Here is a 20,357-nt window from a genome sequence, read left to right as displayed (position 1 = left end):
GCCCGGAAGGACCTAAAGTAACGGGCAATCGTGGTCAAGTTCTCCACAACGGACGGCAAATTCAGCTACATCAAGGTTGGGACCCAGCTCCTGGTGCTGTGCGCACTGGTGGTGGGTCTCGTAGCCTTCGTGGGCAATAACAAAACCATCACGCTGAACGTCGACGGCAAGGTAACGTCCGTTCAGACCTTTGGTGGAACAGTCGGCCAGGTGGTCAAGAGCGCCAAAGTCGAGCTGAAGCCGGCCGACAGGGTCTCGCCGGCCGTGGATGCAACCGTCCAGAACGGGACGGTCATCAACGTCAACATGGCCAAGGAAGTCAAGGTCAGCCTGGACGGCTCTGAAAAAACAGTGAACACCACGGCCCAGAATGTCGCCGGACTCGTGACGGAGCTTGGTGTCGCAAGTGCATCATTGGTTTCCGTTCCCAAGGACGCCCAGCTCTCGGTAGCAGGGTCCTTCGTTTCAATTTCCACCCCCAAGTCCGTGAGCATTGTTGCTGACGGCAACGTGCAGACCGCCACGACAACTGCCGCCAACGTCGGCAAGGTACTGGAAGATGCAGGGCTTACCCTTGGCGCCAATGACCGGATTTCCCAGCCTGCGAATGCGCACGTAGTGAACAACATGGTCATCAAGGTCTCCCGCGTGGACACCAGCCAGACTGCGGTCACCACCGAGGACGTCGCCTTCCCGTCGGAGGCCAAGGAAAGCGCTGAGCTGCTGAAGGGCGAAAAGGAAGTTACCCAGGCTGGTACTGCCGGCAAGATGGAGAAGACCTACAAACTGGTGCTGGTTGACGGCCGCGAAGCGTCACGCACGCTCGTGTCCGAAGCTGTCACCGTGCAGCCCGTGACCGAGAAGATCACCGTGGGCACCAAGGCCAAACCTGCGGCTCCGGCAGCTGCGGCTCCGGCAGCGCCGGCCCCCGCTCCGGCGGCCAGTGCAGCTGCCAACACCGGTGCCGCCGCCCCGGCGATGATGAACGAGGCCATGTGGGACAAGATCGCCAAGTGCGAATCAGGCGGAAACTGGTCCATCAACACCGGCAACGGCTACTACGGTGGCCTGCAGTTCGATATCCGGACCTGGCTTGGATCCGGCGGCGGCGCCTACGCCCCCAACGCCAGCCTCGCCACCAAAGCACAGCAGATCGATATTGCCAACCGCGTTTACGCCCAGCGCGGCCTGCAGCCGTGGGGCTGCGGCTGGGCTGCCACCAGCTGACGCCACCTGACCCAGGCGCCTGCGGGGCAAAGCGGCCGGCTCCGGATCTTCCGGGGCCGGCCGCAGCACTTAACGACGCCGGGCGCAAGTGGCGCGCGGGATAGGATACCTAGGTGACTGAACCCATCCCCGCCGCGCCCGCACCGTTGTTTGGTGCTTCCGACATACGCCGGCTGGCGGAAGAGATAGGCGTCCGGCCAACAAAGACACTGGGCCAGAACTTCGTCATTGACGGCAATACGATCCGCAGGATTGTGGCCGCGGCGGGTGTCGGCCCGGACGAGACAGTCCTGGAAGTGGGGCCCGGCCTGGGATCGCTGACTTTGGGGCTGCTGGACGCGGCCGCCTCGGTGGTCGCGGTGGAGATCGACCCCGTACTGGCCGCAAAGCTTCCGGCCACGGTCAAGGAGTGGCGCCCGGCTGCAGCTGGAACCTTCCACCTGGTGCAGGCCGACGCCATGAAGGTCACAGAACTCCCGGTCCAGCCCACCGCCCTGGTGGCCAACCTGCCCTACAACGTAGCAGTGCCCGTGGTGCTGCACCTGCTGCAGCACTTCCCCAGCCTGCAGCATGGGCTGGTGATGGTGCAGGATGAGGTGGCTGACCGCCTTGCTGCCGGCCCCGGCTCCAAAACCTACGGCGTGCCCTCGGTAAAGGCTGCCTGGTACAGCCGGATGCGCAAAGCCGGCGTCATTGGAATGAATGTCTTCTGGCCCGCACCCAAGATCCACTCCGGGCTGGTGTCCTTCACCCGCCACGACCCTCCGGCCACCACAGCAACCCGTGAGCAGGTTTTCGCCGTGGTAGATGCCGCTTTCGCGCAGCGCCGCAAGACGCTCCGCGCCGCCCTCGCCGGCTGGGCCGGAAGCGCGGCAGAAGCCGAGCGCTGCCTGCTGGCCGCCGGCGTCGACCCCACAGCCAGGGGTGAAGTGATCGACATTGCAGCCTTCGCCAAGATCGCGGAAGCCCGCGGGGCGCGGCCGTGAAGGCACCGGCGGGACGGTTTACCGCCAGAACCGTCCGCGCCAAGGCTCCGGGGAAGGTCAACGTCTCCCTCGACGTCGGGCCACTCCGGCCCGACGGCTACCACTCCGTGGCCAGCGTGTACCTTGCCGTATCCCTGTATGAGGAGGTGGCGGCCACCAGCACCGAGGCCCCCGGCATTACGGTCAGCCTCAGCCCGGACAGCACGCTGGACCTTGACGACGTCGATATTCCGCTGGACCGCAACAACCTGGCGTACAAGGCGGCAGCCATCATGGCGGACGTCTCAGAGCGTGCCACCGGGGTCCATCTGGAAATCACCAAACGGGTGCCGGTGGCAGGCGGCATGGGTGGCGGCTCTGCTGACGCTGCCGCCACGCTCCTGGCCTGTGATGCCTTATGGAACAGCGGGCTGTCCCGTGAAGAACTCGCGCACCTTGCCGCGGAGCTTGGCGCCGACGTCCCCTTTTCCCTGCTTGGCGGAACTGCCGTGGGCCTGGGCCTCGGCGATGAGCTGTCCCCGGCCCTGGCCAAGGCGCAGACCGACTGGGTGCTGGTCACGGCGGATTACGGGCTGCCCACGCCCGAGGTGTACAGGACGCTGGACCGCCTGCGGGCAGCAGAGGGCATTGACGTTGCCGAACCCACAGGGGTGGATCCGCAGATCCTCACAGCCTTGCGCAGCGGGGATGCCGAAGCCCTGAGCCGGGTCCTGGTCAATGACCTCCAGCGGGCGTCCATCGAACTGGCTCCCTCACTGCGCGATACGCTGGGAATTGGCGAAGCGCACGGAGCCATTGCAGGCATCGTCTCCGGCTCAGGCCCCACTGTGGCGCTGCTGGCCGACGACCCCGTGGCTGCCGAAGGCCTGGCGGAGAACCTGCGGCGCTACGGCCTGACCGCACTCGCCGTCCACGGCCCCGTCCCGGGGGCCCGCATCATGTCCGACACCCTTCTCTAAGACGTTCAGTTCCTACTCAGCAGCAGAAAGCAGTTCCCTTTGGCACACCTTCTTGGCGGCGAGAACCTGACGGTCTCCTACGCAACCCGCACCGTCCTTGACGGCATCACCCTCGGACTCGAAGAGGGCGACCGGATCGGCATGGTAGGCCGGAACGGTGACGGTAAGTCCACCCTGATGCGCCTGCTGGCGCTCCGGTCCACCCCCGACTCCGGGCGCGTTACCAAACGCGGTGACGTTAATGTCGGCTACCTGGACCAAAGCGACGTGCTCGACGGCGACCTGACGGTTGGCGCGGCGATCGTAGGGGACCAGGCGGACTACGAGTGGGCACGGAACCCGCAGATCCGGGAGATCATGGGCGGGCTGGTGTCCGACGTCGACTGGCACGCCAACGTCCACGCCCTGTCGGGCGGGCAAAAACGGCGCGTTGCCCTGGCCAAGCTGCTCATCGAGGACCACGACGTCATCATGCTCGACGAGCCCACCAACCACCTCGACGTCGAAGGTGTCGCCTGGCTCTCCCGGCACCTGAAGACGCGCTGGCGGGCGAACCAGGGCGCTTTCCTGGTGGTCACCCACGACCGCTGGTTCCTGGACGAGGTCTGCAACAAGACCTGGGAAGTCCACGACGGCATTGTGGACCCCTTCGAAGGCGGTTATGCAGCATACGTGCTGGCCCGCGCTGAGCGTGACCGGTCAGCGGCCGTCATGGAAAGCAAGCGCCAACAGCTGGTTAAAAAGGAACTCGCCTGGCTTCGCCGCGGCGCGCCGGCACGCACCGCCAAGCCCAAGTTCCGCATCGAGGCGGCCAACGCCCTCATCGCCGACGTGCCCGAACCCCGGGACTCCACGGCCCTGAGCAAAATGGCCACCGCACGCCTGGGCAAGGACGTGCTGGACCTGGAAAACGTCTCGCTGGACTTCCTCGGCGGTGAAAAAGGACAAAAGCTCTTCGACAACATCACCCTTCGCCTCGCCCCAGGCGAGCGGCTCGGCCTGGTGGGCGTCAACGGCGCCGGCAAGACCACCCTCCTGAAGCTGCTCAACGGCCAGATCGAACCCACCTCCGGCAAGCTCAAGCGCGGCAAGACCGTGGTCACCGCCGTGCTCACCCAGGAAGTCAAAGAGCTCGACGACGTCTCGGACCTGCGAGTCATCGAAGTGATCGAGCGTGAAAAGCGTTCCTTTAGCGTGGGCGGCAAGGAGTTCACGGCCGGCCAGCTCGTGGAACAGCTCGGCTTCACCAACGAGAAGCAGTGGACCCCGGTCAAGGATCTCTCCGGCGGCGAGCGCCGCCGCCTCCAGCTGCTGCGCCTGCTGGTTGGGGAGCCCAACGTGCTGATGCTCGATGAGCCCACCAACGACCTCGACACTGACACCCTCGCCGCCGTCGAGGACGTCCTTGACGGCTGGCCGGGCACGCTCGTCGTCGTGAGCCACGACCGCTACCTGCTGGAACGCGTGACCGACCACCAGATGGCGCTGCTGGGTGACGGCAGGATCCGCGCCCTGCCGCGCGGCGTCGACCAGTACCTGGAACTGCGGGAAGCAGCCCTGGCCGGTTCCACCATCACCGGCGGCGGCAACCCCGTCACCAGCAACGGGTCAGCTTCCCCGGCCGCCGCTCCTGCCGGCCCGTCCGAAGCCGAAAAGCGCGACGCCCGCAAGGCCAAGAACCGCATCGAACGCCAGCTCGGCAAACTCGAACAGCAGGAAAAGAAGCTTCACGACCAGATGGTCAAGAGCACCGCCGACAACGACTTCGACGCCCTGACCGAACAAAACAAAAAGCTCAAGGACCTCGCCGGCGAACGCGAAGCCCTCGAACTCGAATGGCTGGAAGCCCTGGAAGTCCTCGGCGAATAAGCCAAACGGGACGCGCGGCAGTAGTGGTGCAGGAGGCCTTCGTGCAGTCGCGCAAGAGAAGCCGGACCAGTCAGCTCCCGGACATGAGCTCCGGGTCCTTTTTGAGGCCGGTGAGGCCGTTCCAGGCGAGGTTCACGAGGTGTGCCGCGACAGTCTGTTTGTCGGGCTGGCGGCTGTCCTGCCACCACTGGCCGGTCATCGCAACCATGCCGACCAGCATCTGGGCGTACATCGCCCCGTCCTGGGCGCTGAAGCCGCGGCGGTCGAACTCGTCGGAGAGGATATGTTCCACGCGGGCGGTGACGTGGGAGAGCAGGGTGGAGAAGGCGCCCTCGGGCTGTGACGGCGGGGCGTCGCGCATCAGGATACGGAACCCTTCAGTGCGGTCCTCGATGTAGGTCAGTAGAGCAAGGGCGGCGCGTTCCACGAGGACCCGCGGCTTTGCCTCCTGGGTGAGGGCTGTGGTGATGGCGTCCAGGAGGATGCGGAACTCGAAGTCCACCACCTGGGTGTACAGCCCCTCCTTGGATCCAAAGTGCTCGTAGATGACCGGTTTGGATACTCCCGCGGAGGCTGCGATTTCCTCGATGGTGGTGCCGTCAAGTCCCCGGACTGCGAAAAGGCCCCGTCCGACGTAGATCAGCTGGCTCCGCCGCTGAAGGCCGGTCATCCGTGTCCGCGGAGGGTTGTTGCTCACATTTCCATCATGCACTACGCGTCCCCGGCCGAACTGCAGTGGCCCGGCCGCGCCCGCAGGAGGGCAGGCGGGGGCCGGAACGGGGCCGGAACGCGGCAGGACCGGGGGATGAACGGCCCGTGTCGCGCGGCGCCCCGAACCCGTGGCAAAATAACTACTTGTGCCCAGGCAAAGCGCCGCGGCACGGTCCGCTCTGGTGTAATGGCAGCACCCCGGCCTTTGGAGCCGTGGAGTATAGGTTCGAATCCTATGGGCGGAACTGCTGTGCGAGGAGCGTTCAGTAGGATGACATTCGGTGCCGGGACGGCCTAGGGCCGCGCGGGCACCGCAAACGCCAGCGTCACTTAGCAAGGAGAGCCTTACGTGATCCCCGAGAATACCGGACCGGCCGCGGTCATCGTTCTGGCGGCAGGCGCCGGTACGCGGATGAAATCGCGCACTCCCAAGATCCTTCATGAGATTGGCGGCCGGTCCATGGTGGGCCACGCTCTCCTGGCTGCACGCAGCGTCAATCCGCGGCAGCTCGCCGTCGTGGTCCGCCATGAACGTGATCTGGTGGCACGCCACCTTTCAGAGCTTGACCCCGCCGCAGTCATCGTGGACCAGGACGACATTCCGGGCACCGGGCGTGCAGTGGAGGTGGCCCTCGAAGCCCTGGACGGCCACGACCGCCTCACGGGAACCGTTGTCGTGACCTACGGTGACGTTCCCCTCCTCTCCGGAGACCTGCTGGCCGAGCTTGTGGCCACCCACGAACGTGAGGCCAACGCAGTCACCGTCCTCACGGCGGTCCTGGACGACGCCGCCGGTTACGGCCGCATCCTGCGCGGAGACGACGGGACGGTCACCGGCATCGTCGAACACAAGGACGCTTCCGACGCCGAGCGGCTCATCCGCGAGGTCAACTCGGGCATTTACGCCTTCGACGCCGCCGTCCTCCGCGACGCACTGGCACACGTCACCACCGACAACTCCCAGGGCGAGAAGTACCTCACCGACGTCCTCGGACTGGCCCGGCAGGCAGGCGGCCGGGTCGCGGCCGTCGTCACCGCCGACCGCTGGCAGGTTGAAGGCGCCAATGACCGCGTCCAGCTTTCCGCCCTGGGCGCCGAGCTGAACCGCCGGGTCGTGGAGGCCTGGATGCGCGCAGGCGTCACCGTGGTGGACCCGGCGACCACCTGGATCGACTCATCCGTGACCCTCGACGAGGACGTCCGGATCCTGCCCAACACCCAGCTGCACGGTGCCACCACGGTGGCGAGGGACGCCGTCGTCGGCCCCGACACGACACTGACCGACGTCACCATTGGTGAGGGTGCCAAAGTAGTACGGACCCACGGTTCAGGGGCGGTCATCGGCCCGGACGCCGCCGTCGGGCCCTTCACCTACTTGCGCCCCGGCACCGTCCTGGGCGAAAGCGGCAAAATTGGTGCCTTCTATGAGACCAAGAACGTCACCATCGGCCGCGGCTCCAAGCTGTCCCACCTGGGCTACGCCGGCGACGCCGAAATCGGCGAGGACACCAACATTGGCTGCGGGAATATCACTGCCAATTACGACGGCGAGAAGAAGCACCGGACGGTCATCGGCTCGGGCGTCAGGACAGGCTCCAACACAGTCTTCGTTGCCCCGGTCACCGTGGGGGACGGCGCCTACAGCGGCGCCGGCGCGGTGATCCGGAAGGACGTGCCGGCCGGCGCGCTCGTGCTGTCGGTTGCCGCCCAGCGCAACACCGAGGGCTGGGTGGCCGCGAACCGCCCCGGCAGCCGCTCCGCTGAACTGGCCCAGGCAGCCACCCAGGATTCCTCAAGTACCCCGGCACCTACAGAAGAGGGCAAGCGATAATGAGCGAAATTACGGCGCGCGGCGAAAAGAAGCTGGTGCTGGCCACAGGGCGTGCCCACCCCGAACTGGCCCGGGAAATCGCCAAGGAGCTCGGCACCGACCTCCTTCCGGTGGACGCCTACGACTTCGCCAACGGCGAGATCTACGTCCGTGCCGGCGAGAGCGTCCGCGGAACCGACGCTTTTGTCATCCAGGCGCACCCCGCGCCGCTGAACAACTGGCTCATGGAACAGCTGATCATGATCGATTCGCTGAAGCGGGCCTCCGCCAAGCGCATCACCGTGGTCTCACCCTTTTACCCGTACGCCCGGCAGGACAAGAAGGGCCGCGGCCGCGAACCCATTTCGGCGCGCCTGGTGGCAGACCTCTACAAAACCGCCGGCGCCGACCGCATCATGAGCGTGGACCTGCACACCTCCCAGATCCAGGGCTTTTTTGACGGCCCCGTGGACCACCTGATGGCCATCCCGCTGCTCGCCGACTACATCCGCACCCGCGTTGATGCCGAGAACATCACGGTGGTTTCGCCGGACACCGGCCGAGTGCGCGTCGCGGAGCAGTGGGCAGAACGCCTGGGCGGCGCCCCGCTGGCGTTTGTGCACAAGAGCCGGGACCTCACCGTTCCCAACCAGGCTGTTTCCAAGACAGTGGTGGGCCAGATCGAGGGACGGACCTGCGTCCTGATCGACGACATGATCGACACCGGCGGAACCATCTCCGGTGCGGTGAACGTGCTGAAGAACGCCGGGGCCAAGGACGTCATCATCGCCGCCACGCACGCCGTCTTCTCCGAACCGGCTGCCCAGCGCCTCTCAGAGTCCGGCGCCCGGGAAGTGGTGGTCACCAACACGCTGCCGCTCACCGCCTCACAGCGGTTCCCGCAGTTGACGGTGCTGTCCATCGCTCCGCTGATCGCGCGTGCGGTCAGGGAAGTGTTCGACGACGGCTCGGTCACCAGCCTGTTCGACGGCAAGGCCTGACCGCGCGCGGACCGGACCCGGTTTCAATAAGTTGGCTCAGCGCTGATAGACTCTTCAGCGATACCTTGGCGAGGGAGAGCGCCGGTAACCCCCACGGGTACCGGTCCGCAGTCTCCGTTATCGACTGGGTCTGAATCTCCCTTCGAAAATGGGTCCGGCCACGGCCGCCCGGCGTTGAAGGTCGCAACAGACCTCCGCCCTTGCTGAACACCGTTTAGTTATCAAGGAGATATCCATGTCTGAGCAGAAGCTCGCAGCAGAACTGCGCACCGAATTCGGCAAGGGCTACGCCCGCCGTGCCCGGATGGCCAACCTGATCCCCGCCGTCATCTACGGCCACGGCGCGGAGCCCATCCACGTTACCCTCCCGGCCAAGGCCACCACCCTGGCTGTCCGCACCGCCAACGCCCTGCTGTCCCTGGACATCAACGGCGAAGGCCACCTGGCCCTGGTCAAGGATGTCCAGCGCGACCCGATCAAGCAGATCATCGAGCACATCGACCTCCTGACCGTCCGCCAGGGCGAGAAGGTCACCGTTGACATCCCGGTCCACGTCGTCGGTGAGCTTGCTCCGGGCAACGTCTTCAACCAGGAACTCACCGTCATCTCCCTTGAGGCTGAGGCAACCCACCTGCCCACCGCCGTCGAGGTCAGCATTGAAGGCCGCACGGCCGGCGAGCACATCCACGCGTCCGACCTGGTCCTGCCTAAGGGCGCCGTCCTCCTGGCCGATGCCGATGCCCTCGTAGTGAACATCTCCGAGGCAACTGAGTCCGGCGACGAAGAAGGCACGGAGGAAGCTGCCGAAGCTGCTTCCGAGACCGCAGCCGAGTAATCAGCCTGCACTCTGCAACAGTGGCCGGATCCTCCTGGGGTCCGGCCACTGCCGCATCCGCCGCGAAACCCCCGCCCAGAGCGCCCTTCGCCCCACCTTAGGATTGATTCATGACTGACACCTGGTTGATTGTTGGCCTCGGAAACCCGGGAGCCCAGTACCAGGGCAACAGGCATAACGTCGGACAGATGGTCCTTGACGAACTCGCCGGACGCGTGGGAGCAGGATTCAAAACCCACAAGGCACGCGCCCAGGTGGTGGAGGGCCGTCTCGGCATCGGCGGTCCCCGCGTTGTGCTGGCCAAGCCCATGAGCTACATGAACGTCTCGGGCGGCCCCGTATCTGCACTTGCGGGCTTTTACGGCATCGCCCCGGACCACGTGGTGGCGGTACACGACGAAATCGACATCCCCTTTAACACGGTGAAACTCAAGACCGGCGGGGGAGAAGGCGGCCACAACGGGCTGCGGGACATTTCCAAAGCGCTTGGCACCAAGGACTACCTCCGCGTCCGGGTGGGGGTTGGAAGGCCGCCGGGCCGGATGGACACGGCGGATTACGTGCTGAAGGATTTCGGGACGGCGGAGCTGAAGGAACTGCCTTTCCTGCTGGACGAGGCAGCCGATGCGGTGGAACTGCTGCTGCGGGAAGGGCTTACCGCTGCCCAGCAAAAGATCCATCCAGCGAAGTCAGAGCGCTAGCAACAAAAAAACTTTAAGTCCCGGTACCTGTTTCCTTGTCTGTGCCACGAGGTAGTCTTTTTCGTATGCGGGGGAGCAATGGGGCTACATCCCGCTATCGCGGGACGTAGGGGATAAGTTCATGTCAATCGAGCCACTTAGCTGGGGACGTGGGTCAACTTCTCACGACGTTGGGCTGCACAGTAGTGAAAGCTCCGGCGTGCCCGGAGCGCAACCGTGGTCGGCGCCGGCCCGGAGCGCGAACCTCGAAGCCGTCCGCGCAGCGCTGGTCAGCGAGGACTCACTGGGCGCTGTCATCACCGGCGGCAGGGGCGTGGGGAAGTCTTCCCTCGCCCGCGCCGCAGTCTCCGACCTCGGAGCGGACGTCTGGTCCCTGCAGCTGCGAAGCGGGCCTGCCGGCGCCAACACGCCCTATGGCTGCCTTTCCTTCCTGCTGGCCCGCCTGCCGCAGGCCTACATGGGATCTCCCACTGCAATCCTCCGCGGAATTACGTCACTGATCCGCAGTGACGCGGCCGGCAGAAGCTGCGTCATCACCCTGGACACGTCCGGAAGCATTGACGACATGAGCGCGGGCGTGCTCTTGAATGTACTCCTGACCGGTACCGCCAAGATCATCGCAGTCGCGCCAAAGATCAGCGATCTTCCCGCCGACTTCCACTGGCTGCTCACGGACAGGCGCCTGACCGAGGTCCGGCTCAGCAACCTCAACGAGCTGCAGACCCGCCAGGTTCTGTTGTCCCTGCTCGGCCACCGGGTCTCGGCGTCGCTGGTCAGCACCTATCACCACATGGTGGGCGGAAACCCGTTGCTGCTGAAAGCGCTCGTCACCGAACAGCGGCTCTCGGGCAACCTCGTCCTCTCAGACTCTGTCTGGACCCTTCGCGACAAAGTGGTGCTCGACGGCGCTGCAAGCCTTGATGACATCGTCCGGTCCCGCTGGTCCCGGGAAACGCCGGAGACACGGGAAGTCATCGAGATGCTGTCCTGCGCCAGGCGGGTGGAACTCTCCAGGCTCACGGCCGTGTACCGCTCCGAAGTAGTGGCGGATATGGAGGACGCCGGCCTGCTGGAGATCGACGACTCGGACCACCGCTGGGTTTCCCTGCGTGAGAAGTACATTGGCGACGTCGTACGGTCGTGGCTAAGCATTGCCCGGCGCCGGGAACTGCGGAGCACCCTCCTCGGCGGTAGGGAACCGGACCCTGCGGACATGACAGTCGAGGAGCTCATGGCCTTCGCCGCATGGACGCACGAGTGTGAGGCAGAGCTGAGCCCCGCGCTGGCCCTGGCAGCGGCCGAAGCGGCCGTCCAGCTTTTCGATCCACGTTTTGCCCTGGCCTATGCGGAGATGCTGAAGCGGTCGGACCAGGAGTGGGTACCCGCCCAGCGCCAGAAGGCGGCCGCCTATCTTCAGCTGGACCTGCCAGTCCAGGCCCTTGCTGCCTTGGACGACATCTCGCAGCCGGAGCTGGACAGTGTGGGTGTCGAAGAATACGCCCGCGTCGTAGCGGCAAAAGCCAAGGTGATGGTGGCGCATCCGGAACAGGCAGGCAAGGTTCCGGCCCTGCTGGGTGAAGCCCGGAAACGCCTGGATGCCGCGGCAAGTACCGCCGCCTGGCCCCACCCTGCAGTGGCTGCGGCGAACCGCGTAGCCCTCAGCGGGTTCGAATACCGCGCCTTCGTCGGCGACTACGCGGCCATGGTTCCGGAGCTGGAAGAAGCAGCAGACCCGGCCCGGAACCCGGATGTTGCCTACCGGATGCAGTCCGCCGTCGTCCTGATGACGGCATTGGCCCTGACCGGGCGCGAGATGGACGCCCTAAGCCTGATGCGGCAGCTCGGAGGGCAGATTACAGACGCCTCGCATGTAGTGGGGCTGCGTGAGCAGTACACCAGGGAGGCCTATCTGGTGCTGCTGACGGCCGGGCAATGGCGGCGGTGCATCGATCTTCTGGGTCCGGCCGGCGGCGGAGAATACGACCGCCTCCCGTATCGGAGTGCTTCCACTGAACTTGCTGCCGGCCTCGCCTACGTCTACTCGGGCCGGGGCGGGGCTGCCCTGGACCCGCTGATTTCCGCAGTGGCGCAACTGGAGCTCCAACCGCTCCAGACTGCCCTCCGCTGTGCCTATGCGGCTACAGCACTTGCCTACGCGCAAATTGGCAACACGGCCCAGGCACGCAAGTTCCTCACCAAACTCCAACGGACAACGGGCACGTCGAGCTTCGCCACGGAAAGCATCATCGAGTTCTGTGCTCTGCTGGCGGGACGCTGGCTGGGCGACGCCGAGGCCGTTGCCGGGCTGAAGCAGTCTGCCCGGCGGAACCTGGGATCAGGTCTATACACATTGGCCGGGATCAGCCTGCTGGCAGCAACCGTCAACGGCAGCGACGCCGATTTCCGCCTCCTGGAGGAGATCACGGCTCACCGGCAAGGCCCCCTTGCGGAGATCGCCCGGCTGGTCGCGGTGGGAAGCCGCAGCAAGGATGCCAAGACCCTGCTCGGTGCGGGGGAAATCGCCGCCACCCTCGAACTGGACACCATGGAGGCCCGCTGCATGGCCCTCGCAGTCGATTTTGCGAGGCAGGACGGAGATTCCATCTCCGCCCGGACCGCGCAGGCACGGCTGGACATCCTGGCTGCAACTGTGGCAAACCTTCCCATCGTTCCCACCAGCGGCAGTCCGCTGCTCACGGCGCGGGAGCGCCAGATCGCACGGTTGGCCGGCCGCGGCGCGTCCAACCGGGACATCGCCCTGGAAATGGGTGTCTCCGTCCGAACGGTGGAAGGCCACTTGTACCAGGTCTTCACAAAGCTCGGCGTAACTTCCAGGGGTGATCTGACTGGACTCGTCTAACGGCCACAAACCGGCAGCCGCCCACCGCCCCGTTACCGGCCGGCGTGAGCCCCTGGACCGGATCTGCAACATCGTCCGGAACGGGACCAGCCAGGCGGTATTCGTGATGGCAGGGCCAGGGATCGGCAAAACGTCCCTGACAGAGGCCATCACCGAGCGGCTCGCGGGGGACCTGAACATCGTGCAGATCCACGGCAGCTCCGCACTGGCCGTTGTTCCGTTCGGCGTCCTGACCCCCTACACCGGAGAGTTGACCGCTGAAGAGTCGGTGTCGCCCGTGGCGGTCCTGCGTTCGATGTGGACGTATTTTGAGAAGCTGAAGGCCGGCCGGGGTGCGCCTGTCCTTTTGGTCGTGGATGACGCACACCACCTGGACGACGCCTCTGCCGGAGTAGTCGCCGACCTGATCTCCGCAGGTTGGGCAACAGTGGTGGCTGCTGCCAGGCCCCGGCCCGGGCTGCCGCAGCCGCTGGAGCAGCTGTGGTACGACGGCCTTGCCGAGCGGGTGGACCTTCGGCCCCTCAACAGGGAACAGATTGAGGAGGTCCTTGCCCACGTCCTCGACGGGACAGTGCCACCGGCCACGGTGAATTCCGTGTGGACCGCCTCGGGTGGAAATCCGCGCATCCTCGACGCCCTGCTGCACGATGCAGCCGAAACCGGGGTGCTGGCCAAGCGGAACGGCATCTGGATGTTGCTGGGGCCGGTGCCGGTGGACGGCGCCCAGCTGACGGCAGTGGTGACCAAGGACCACATCAGGCGCGGTCCGGAGGAGCAGGAAGCCCTGAAACTCATCGCACTTGCCGGGCCTGTAAGCCGCAAGGTGATCGAGGACATCAGCGGCGCCGCGGTAGTGCGGTCCCTCCTTGACCAGCAAATGATCATCGAGAGTTCGGGAGTCCCGGCCGAGCTCTCCCTGTGGAACGCCCTTTTCGCCGGCGCCATCCGAAGCACGCTGTCCGTGTCCCGGAGCCTGCAGCTGCTCGAAAAGATCCGCGCCCACCAAAACGGCACCGTGTTGCAGGGGGAGGGGATGCTGCGGTCCGTGGAGTGGGCTTTTGAATGCGGACTCCGCGTACCGGATCCCGCAATGCTCGACGCCGCCCGCGAGGCCCTGAGGCGGTTCCGCAACGCCAGCGCGCGCACCATAGCCGCCAAAATCCAGGACCCTGATCTCGTGCCCCTGGCCCAGGCCATCCAGGCACGGGCACTCTACAACCAGGGGGACTATACCCAGGCTGCCCACCTGCTTGATGCCTGCTGGCGCCAGCTTTCCGGCGACTCCGACGCTCCTGCAGTGCTCCTGCTCCGGGCAGCAGCACACCAGGCCAGCGGCCAATCTCTGAGCGCCCTGGCCGATGACCTGCGTGAACACGTCCAGGAGCATGCCGAAAGGAACGGCCGTCCCCATGAGCGGCTCCTGCAGGCCATGCGCTTCCTGCAGCTCGGTGCCGCTGTGGATGCCGGAGCGCTGGCCACTGAGGTCCGGGAAATCCGGAGCAACGCCTCCGCGGAAACCGGAGGCGAAGCGGTCAGGGTGCTCGGAGAGGCGCTGTTAGCCCATGCCCTTGCTGCCACCGGCCGCGCCGGTGAAGGACTGGACTTCGCGCTCCTCGCCGCCTCGGACCTGCCGCCGCTGGAGGACAGCTTGTTCTTCTTTCCCGAGTTTGTGCTGGGACGGCTTGTGACCGGCTACCTGGCCATGGGCGAGTGGGAATCGGCCGAGCGGGAACTGGACAACTACGCCGCCGGACACACACCCGGATCCGAAACCTTCAACGGAAGCCTGCAAATGCTCCGCGGCTACTCACTCCTGCGGCAAGGCCGCATGGAACGGGCCTACCAGGTGCTGCTGCCTGCCGTTGAGGCACTGCGGCTGAACGACCCCCTTCAATTGTTCCGCTTCGGTTCCTCCCTGGGCTTCTACGCTGCCGCCCGGCTGGGGGATGCAGCACAGGCGAAACGGCTCGAACAGGACTTCACTGACGCAGTGGCCGGTGGTCCGGCCCACGAGCTGCTGGCCGCAGCATATGGTGCCGCCGCCGCCGAATACCTCACCCGTGACGGCAAAGGGCTGGCCGCCCTGCATACCCTGGCCACCACACATGATGCCACCGCCAGGGCGGGAAGCCTGCTCGAAATCCTGGCAATCTGCTGGGACCTGGGGGACCCTTCAGTCATCCCCATGGTGCAGTCGGTGGCAAAGACCGTCGAAGGCCGCTGGGCCGAGGCGATGCTGACACTTGCCAAGGTCTGGGAAGCAGCTGACGGGGACGCCCTGATGGAGACGGCAGCGGCACTCGAGGAATCAGGCTTTGCGAACCTCGCGCGTGAAGCCTATGCCCGGGCCCACACCGTTCTGGAGCACGCAGGAGAACGCAGGCGCTCCAGGCAGGCGGTGGCGCTGCGCGAGAAGTGCGACCATGAGCTGGGGGAGCGGTTCCGGGAGGGCCGTTTCATTGCTGCGGCTCCCGCCGTCCACCTTACCCGCCGGGAGCAGGACATCGTGGGGCTGGCGGTGCAGGGTCTGACGGACCGCGAAATCGCCCAGCGGCTGATGGTGTCTGTCCGGACCGTGGAGGGGCACCTCTACCGCACCTACGTAAAGCTGGGCGTGCGCAGCCGCGACGAGCTGGAGTCGGCCCTTCCCAAATAGGCGCTGCCGGAACCCACCCCGCCACCAGCGGGGCGGTCCTGCGCGCCCGCCGCCCGGCTGCCCAGGGCGGCCGTATGGGTACTGCAGGCGATCACGGTAGTCCCTGACCACGGAATTCGAGTACACCGTACTCGTGCATCGCGGTGGCCCCAAAGTGTCTACTTAAGAAGGCAAAAGGATACGGCCGGAAGCGGCCGCCAAGAGTTGCCAGCAGCGAACAAGGTCCTCGTCCCAATCTGCCGGCCCACCCGGGCCGGGTTGAACGGGGCCGGCAACGTCAGAGTCTTCTGAGACCGAGGCTCTCCCCCCAGCCGTTGCCGGCCCTCTGTTTCCGCGGGCTGAAGCCCGGAGCGACTGTGGCGGCTGCCCCCGGGCGGCCGCCACAGCCGTGCTGTGGGACAATTGAGTGTCATCCGTTGGCATCTCAAGGAGTTAGTTTTGGCCGTAGTATCAACGCCAGCCACGCTGGAACGCGCCTTGCCGGTCATGGATAACGCAGAGGTGCAGCGCATCCGGAACGACTTTCCGGTCCTGGACCAACTGGTCAACGGACGCCCCCTGATTTATCTCGATTCCGGGGCTACGTCGCAGAATCCGCTCAGTGTCATCGAGGCGGAGCAGGAATTCTATGAACAGCGCAATGCCGCCGTGCACCGCGGCGCACACCACCTCGCCGTTGAAGCCACCGAGGCGTTCGAGGACGCCCGGCAGACCGTGGCCGACTTTGTCAGCGCTGCCTACTCCGAGATCATCTGGACCTCCAACGCCACCGAGGGCCTCAACCTGCTCAGCTACGCCCTGTCCAACGCCGGCCTGTGGGCCGCCCAGGGGCGGGGCGACGCCCGGCTGAAGGACCTGGCATTGAACCCGGGCGATGAGATCGTGGTAACCGAAATGGAGCACCACGCGAACCTCATACCCTGGCAGGAACTTGCGTTCCGCACCGGGGCAACCCTCCGCTACATCCCAGTTGACGACGCCGGCAGCCTTCGCATGGACGTGGCGGGGGACATCATCAGCGGGCGGACCAGGGTGTTGACTTTCAGCCATGCCTCCAACGTCCTGGGCACCATCAACCCGGTCCGGGAACTCACCGCCCTGGCCAGGAACGTCGGCGCACTGGTGGTTCTGGATGCCTGCCAGTCCGCACCGCACATGCCCTTGGACGTCAAGGAGCTGGACGTTGACTTCGCAGTCTTTTCCGGCCACAAAATGCTTGCCCCCACGGGCATCGGGGTGCTGTACGGGAAGCAGGACATCCTGGACATCCTGCCGCCGTTCCTGACGGGCGGTTCCATGATCACCACCGTGACCATGGAACGCGCCGACTACCTCCCCGCCCCCCAGCGTTTCGAAGCCGGAACCCAGCGGATCTCCCAGGCCGTGGCCCTCGCGGCCGCAGCCAACTACCTGACGGAAACAGGGCTGGACCGGATCCACCGGTGGGAAGCTGAACTCGGCCAGCGGATGATTACCGGGCTGGAGTCCATCCCGGGGACTCGGGTCCTTGGTCCCGCCGCCGGCCAGGACCGGATAGGGCTGGCCGCGTTCGACGTCGAAGGAGTCCATGCCCATGATGTGGGCCAGTTCCTTGATTCACTGGGAATTGCCGTCCGGGTTGGGCACCACTGCGCCCAGCCGCTGCACCGCAGGCTGGGACTGACGGCCACCACCAGGGCAAGCGCCTACCTGTACAACACCACTGACGACGTTGATCAGTTCCTGGATGCCGTTGCAGGCGTACGGGCCTACTTCCGCGCCTAGACATTAACGCAGACGCCCATCGAAGGTATGACATGAGCCTTGACCACCTGTACCAGCAGATTATCCTCGACCACTCCAAGGCCAGGCACGGCAGCGGACTGGCCGTAACCGAGGCGCCGGACGGCGCCACGACAGGGCAGTCGCACCAGCTCAACCCGGTGTGCGGCGACGAAGTAACCGTGCGCCTGGCCGTCACCGACGGCAAAGTGGCGCAGCTCGCCTGGGACGGCGCGGGCTGCTCCATCTCCATGGCGTCGGCCTCCGTCCTCTCGGACTTGGCCGAGGGTATGACGGTGGCCGAGCTGCATGAGGTGATTGACAGCTTCCGCGAAGTCCTCCGGTCCCGGGGCAAGATACCCGCAGATCCGGAACTGCTGGGCGATGCGGCAGCGTTCGAAGGAGTGGCCCGCTACGCAGCCCGGGTGAAGTGCGCCATGATTTCCTGGGTTGCTGCAGAGGATGCGCTCAACCAGGCAGCTTGACAGCAAAGAAGTCCGGGCCTCCTTCCAATTGGAAGGAGGCCCGGACTTTCTTTATTTCATCCTCAGTGGGACCTGGCTAAAACAGCGCCATGATGCCGATGATGGCGGTAGCCGCCCCGAGCACCATGGAGACGCTCACCAGCACCACGTGGACCGTGAGGAACTTCGTGGCCTTGCCGGCGGCGTCCCGGGCGCGGGGATCCTTGAGAACCCGGCGCAGGAACTGCGGCCATACCACCAGGGACCATACTCCGGCGATAATCAGGACCAGCGCGGGGAAGACGGGCAGCTCCACGAACTAGTGGCTTTCCAGCCAGGCCTGCGCCTGCTTGGCCTGCAGGTTCAGCGCCTTGGCAACCATGGGCTCGGCGGCGTCGGCAATTTTCCCGCCGAGGAACGGAACCGAGGACTTGACGGCACCTTCGAGCTCAACGCGCGTGCCGCCGTCGGCCGCAACCAGCCGCTGCACTGCGGTGACGTCCACCGGGGCGCCGGCCACCTTCAGCGAGATGTTGCTTTGGCGGGAGCCGTCCGCTGCGGGGGCATCCCAGCTCTCCACCTGCGTCACCTTGAGGTGTTCGCCCACGAACTTGCGGGCGAACTCGGGAAGCCTGGTGGTGGGGAGGGTGCGGACGGACGTGGCGCTGAAGGCGCCGGCGATGTCGCCGTCAACGGTGAAGGACTCAAGGCTGCCGCCCACCAGCTGGCTGACGTGGCGCTGGAAATCCTCGTTCACCAGGACAGCTGCAACGCTGGGGACGGAGTGCGGAAGGGTGGTGGTTGCGCTCAGGGCCATGGGTCCTCCTGGGACGTGGGGAACGGATTAAGCTCCAAACATCCTACGGGGTACGCGCAGTCCGCTCCGCATCCGACAGTTTCCGCGCCGCCGCGGTGATGTTCCTCGCCATGGCCGGAAAGATCAGGCCGTGGAACGGAAGGACAGCGAGCCAGTACAGCCGCCCGCTCAGGCCTTTGGGAAAGAAGATGGCACGCTGCCGGTACCGGCTGCCGCTTCCGTCCGGCTCGACGGACAGTTCAAGCCACGCCCGGCCCGGGGCGCGCATTTCTGCCCGAAGCCGCAGCAGTTTTCCGTGGTCGATCCGTTCCACCCGCCACCAGTCCACGACTTCACCGGCGGCGAGCGTGTGCGGATGCCGCCGCCCGCGCAGCAGGCCGGCGCCGCCTGTGAGTTTGTCCAGCCAGCCGCGCACCTGCCAGGCGAGCGGCAGCGAGTACCAGCCGTTGCGGCCGCCGATTCCCTCGATGACCGTCCACACATGGGCGGGATCCACCTCGCCGTGGAAGGTCCTTTGATCGATGTAGACCTTGTGACCCGCCCAGTCGGGGTCGCTTGGCAGGGGGTCGGCAGCCACACCGGCGTTGGCCCACGTGGTCTGCACCTGCCCGTCGCGCTCCTTCCCGAGGGCCAGGGCGACCGCGGTACGGTAGGCGGTGAGGCCGCCGTCGGGCTGCGGGATGACCTGGTCGATGTCGTGCTCGTTGGCCACGGCGTCGTGCTGGAGGGACTGGACCAGGGGCACGGCCATGGACAGTGGGATGGGCGTGGTCAGGGCAACCCACATGCCGGCCAGTTTGGGCGCGGGGACGGGCAGCGCCAGCACCATCCGGTAGGGCAGCCCGGCTTCCGCGGCGTACTCCTTCATCATCCCGGCATACGTGAGCACCTGGCGGCAGCCGATGTCGAAGGTGCGGTTAATTGGGCCGTCCAGGGAAGCCGCGGACACCAGGTAGTAGAGGACATCCCGCACGGCAATGGCTTCGATGCGGTTCCGGACCCAGCTGGGCGCGGGCATCAGCGGCAACGTCTCGGAAAGGTGCCTGATCATCTCGAACGAAGCGGACCCGGAACCGATCACCACGCCCGCCTGGAACACGATCGCATCCACCGGGCTGTCCAGGAAGACTTTGCCCACGGCCTCGCGGGAGCGCATGTGGGTGGACAGCTCCACGCCTTGGGGATGAAGCCCGCCCAGGTAAATGATGCGGTCCACGCCGGCGCCCGCGGCAGCTTCGGCCACAGCCAGCGCCATGGCCTGTTCCTTGGCTTCAAATCCCGCCCCGGCGGCCATGGAGTGCACCAGGTAGTACAGGACGTCGACGCCGGTCAGCGCAGCCCGCAGCCCGCCGCCGTCGTCCAGGCTGCCCTCCACGACGTCCACCTTGTCCCGCCACGGGACACCGGCGATCTTTGCAGGGGAGCGCACCAGGACCTTGACGATGAAGCCCTCTTCCAGGAGCTTAGGCACCAGCCGGCCGCCGATGTAGCCTGTGGCCCCGGTGACCAGGACGGTCTTTGCCGGGCGATGGGTGCTGCTGGTTCCGGTCATGCTGTCTCCTCTTCGTCCTTAAGGTGTTCGGAGCCGCGGTGCGCCTGGACGGGTGGATAGCGGCCTGCTGCGCGTTGCCAGCCTAGCCGGACCAGCCCCGCCCGCCATGTCGGTGCGGAGGAGTAGGCTGGGTTTACCCGGGATTCGA

At 65.9% G+C, this 20,357-nt stretch carries 16 protein-coding genes and 1 tRNA gene; 13 read left to right on the top strand and 4 right to left on the bottom strand.

The window, feature by feature from the left end:
• The first annotated feature begins 30 nt into the window (after positions 1-30).
• From AC5RTE_RS08820 to AC5RTE_RS08805, 4 genes are all read left to right on the top strand, one after another.
• A complete protein-coding gene (locus tag AC5RTE_RS08820; protein ID WP_494041012.1) occupies positions 31-1,227 on the top strand; it encodes a resuscitation-promoting factor in 1,197 nt (398 codons plus the stop codon).
• Between the two features lie 113 nt (positions 1,228-1,340).
• Positions 1,341-2,213, top strand: coding sequence for a 16S rRNA (adenine(1518)-N(6)/adenine(1519)-N(6))-dimethyltransferase RsmA (gene rsmA, locus AC5RTE_RS08815; RefSeq protein ID WP_494041011.1), 873 nt, complete (start codon positions 1,341-1,343; stop codon positions 2,211-2,213).
• Complete coding sequence (locus AC5RTE_RS08810) at positions 2,210-3,172, top strand: 4-(cytidine 5'-diphospho)-2-C-methyl-D-erythritol kinase (RefSeq protein ID WP_494041010.1); 963 nt, start codon at positions 2,210-2,212, stop codon at positions 3,170-3,172. Before rsmA ends, AC5RTE_RS08810 begins: the two co-directional genes overlap by 4 nt.
• A gap of 39 nt (positions 3,173-3,211) precedes the next feature.
• Positions 3,212-5,041 (top strand): ABC-F family ATP-binding cassette domain-containing protein, encoded by a 1,830-nt coding sequence (locus AC5RTE_RS08805; protein ID WP_494041009.1) that lies wholly within the window; start codon positions 3,212-3,214, stop codon positions 5,039-5,041.
• A 70-nt stretch (positions 5,042-5,111) separates the two neighbouring features.
• Here the strand turns inward: AC5RTE_RS08805 and AC5RTE_RS08800 are convergent, their stop codons facing one another.
• The gene (locus AC5RTE_RS08800) at positions 5,112-5,738 is read right to left on the bottom strand and encodes a TetR/AcrR family transcriptional regulator (protein ID WP_494041008.1); all 627 of its coding nucleotides are present in this window, start codon (positions 5,736-5,738) and stop codon (positions 5,112-5,114) included.
• Between the two features lie 187 nt (positions 5,739-5,925).
• Between AC5RTE_RS08800 and AC5RTE_RS08795 the strand changes: the two genes are divergently transcribed.
• From AC5RTE_RS08795 to sufU, 9 genes are all read left to right on the top strand, one after another.
• Positions 5,926-5,997, top strand: a tRNA-Gln gene (locus tag AC5RTE_RS08795).
• A gap of 104 nt (positions 5,998-6,101) precedes the next feature.
• Positions 6,102-7,583 carry a bifunctional UDP-N-acetylglucosamine diphosphorylase/glucosamine-1-phosphate N-acetyltransferase GlmU gene (gene glmU / locus AC5RTE_RS08790; protein ID WP_494041007.1) on the top strand — a complete coding sequence of 494 codons (1,482 nt, stop codon included), beginning with the start codon at positions 6,102-6,104 and terminating at the stop codon, positions 7,581-7,583.
• Entirely contained in the window at positions 7,583-8,563 is a 981-nt protein-coding gene (locus tag AC5RTE_RS08785) for a ribose-phosphate diphosphokinase (RefSeq protein WP_163164303.1), read from the top strand. Before glmU ends, AC5RTE_RS08785 begins: the two co-directional genes overlap by 1 nt.
• A 235-nt stretch (positions 8,564-8,798) precedes the next feature.
• Positions 8,799-9,398, top strand: coding sequence for a 50S ribosomal protein L25/general stress protein Ctc (locus AC5RTE_RS08780; protein ID WP_494041006.1), 600 nt, complete (start codon positions 8,799-8,801; stop codon positions 9,396-9,398).
• 110 nt (positions 9,399-9,508) lie between these two features.
• A complete protein-coding gene (gene pth / locus AC5RTE_RS08775) occupies positions 9,509-10,099 on the top strand; it encodes an aminoacyl-tRNA hydrolase (protein WP_494041005.1) in 591 nt (196 codons plus the stop codon).
• 121 nt (positions 10,100-10,220) lie between these two features.
• The gene (locus tag AC5RTE_RS08770) at positions 10,221-12,959 is read left to right on the top strand and encodes a LuxR C-terminal-related transcriptional regulator (RefSeq protein ID WP_494041004.1); all 2,739 of its coding nucleotides are present in this window, start codon (positions 10,221-10,223) and stop codon (positions 12,957-12,959) included.
• A gap of 52 nt (positions 12,960-13,011) precedes the next feature.
• Complete coding sequence (locus AC5RTE_RS08765; protein ID WP_494041337.1) at positions 13,012-15,615, top strand: LuxR C-terminal-related transcriptional regulator; 2,604 nt, start codon at positions 13,012-13,014, stop codon at positions 15,613-15,615.
• A 438-nt stretch (positions 15,616-16,053) separates the two neighbouring features.
• Positions 16,054-17,379 carry a SufS family cysteine desulfurase gene (locus AC5RTE_RS08760; RefSeq protein WP_494041003.1) on the top strand — a complete coding sequence of 442 codons (1,326 nt, stop codon included), beginning with the start codon at positions 16,054-16,056 and terminating at the stop codon, positions 17,377-17,379.
• A 32-nt stretch (positions 17,380-17,411) separates the two neighbouring features.
• The gene (gene sufU, locus AC5RTE_RS08755; protein WP_494041002.1) at positions 17,412-17,861 is read left to right on the top strand and encodes a Fe-S cluster assembly sulfur transfer protein SufU; all 450 of its coding nucleotides are present in this window, start codon (positions 17,412-17,414) and stop codon (positions 17,859-17,861) included.
• A 76-nt stretch (positions 17,862-17,937) separates the two neighbouring features.
• Here the strand turns inward: sufU and AC5RTE_RS08750 are convergent, their stop codons facing one another.
• Genes AC5RTE_RS08750 through AC5RTE_RS08740 form a run of 3 tightly spaced genes read right to left on the bottom strand, consistent with a single transcriptional unit; the run spans position 17,938 to position 20,209 of the window.
• On the bottom strand, positions 17,938-18,156 hold the full coding sequence (locus tag AC5RTE_RS08750; protein ID WP_494041001.1) for an SCO4848 family membrane protein: 219 nt from the start codon (positions 18,154-18,156) through the stop codon (positions 17,938-17,940).
• A 3-nt stretch (positions 18,157-18,159) separates the two neighbouring features.
• Positions 18,160-18,657 carry a DUF2505 domain-containing protein gene (locus AC5RTE_RS08745; protein ID WP_494041000.1) on the bottom strand — a complete coding sequence of 166 codons (498 nt, stop codon included), beginning with the start codon at positions 18,655-18,657 and terminating at the stop codon, positions 18,160-18,162.
• A gap of 43 nt (positions 18,658-18,700) precedes the next feature.
• Entirely contained in the window at positions 18,701-20,209 is a 1,509-nt protein-coding gene (locus AC5RTE_RS08740; protein ID WP_494040999.1) for an SDR family oxidoreductase, read from the bottom strand.
• Positions 20,210-20,357: the final 148 nt, after the last annotated feature.

The organism is Arthrobacter sp. K41 (assembly GCF_059089645.1).
Note: the sequence above shows the minus strand (reverse complement) of the source record. Positions and strands in the feature narration are given on the sequence as shown.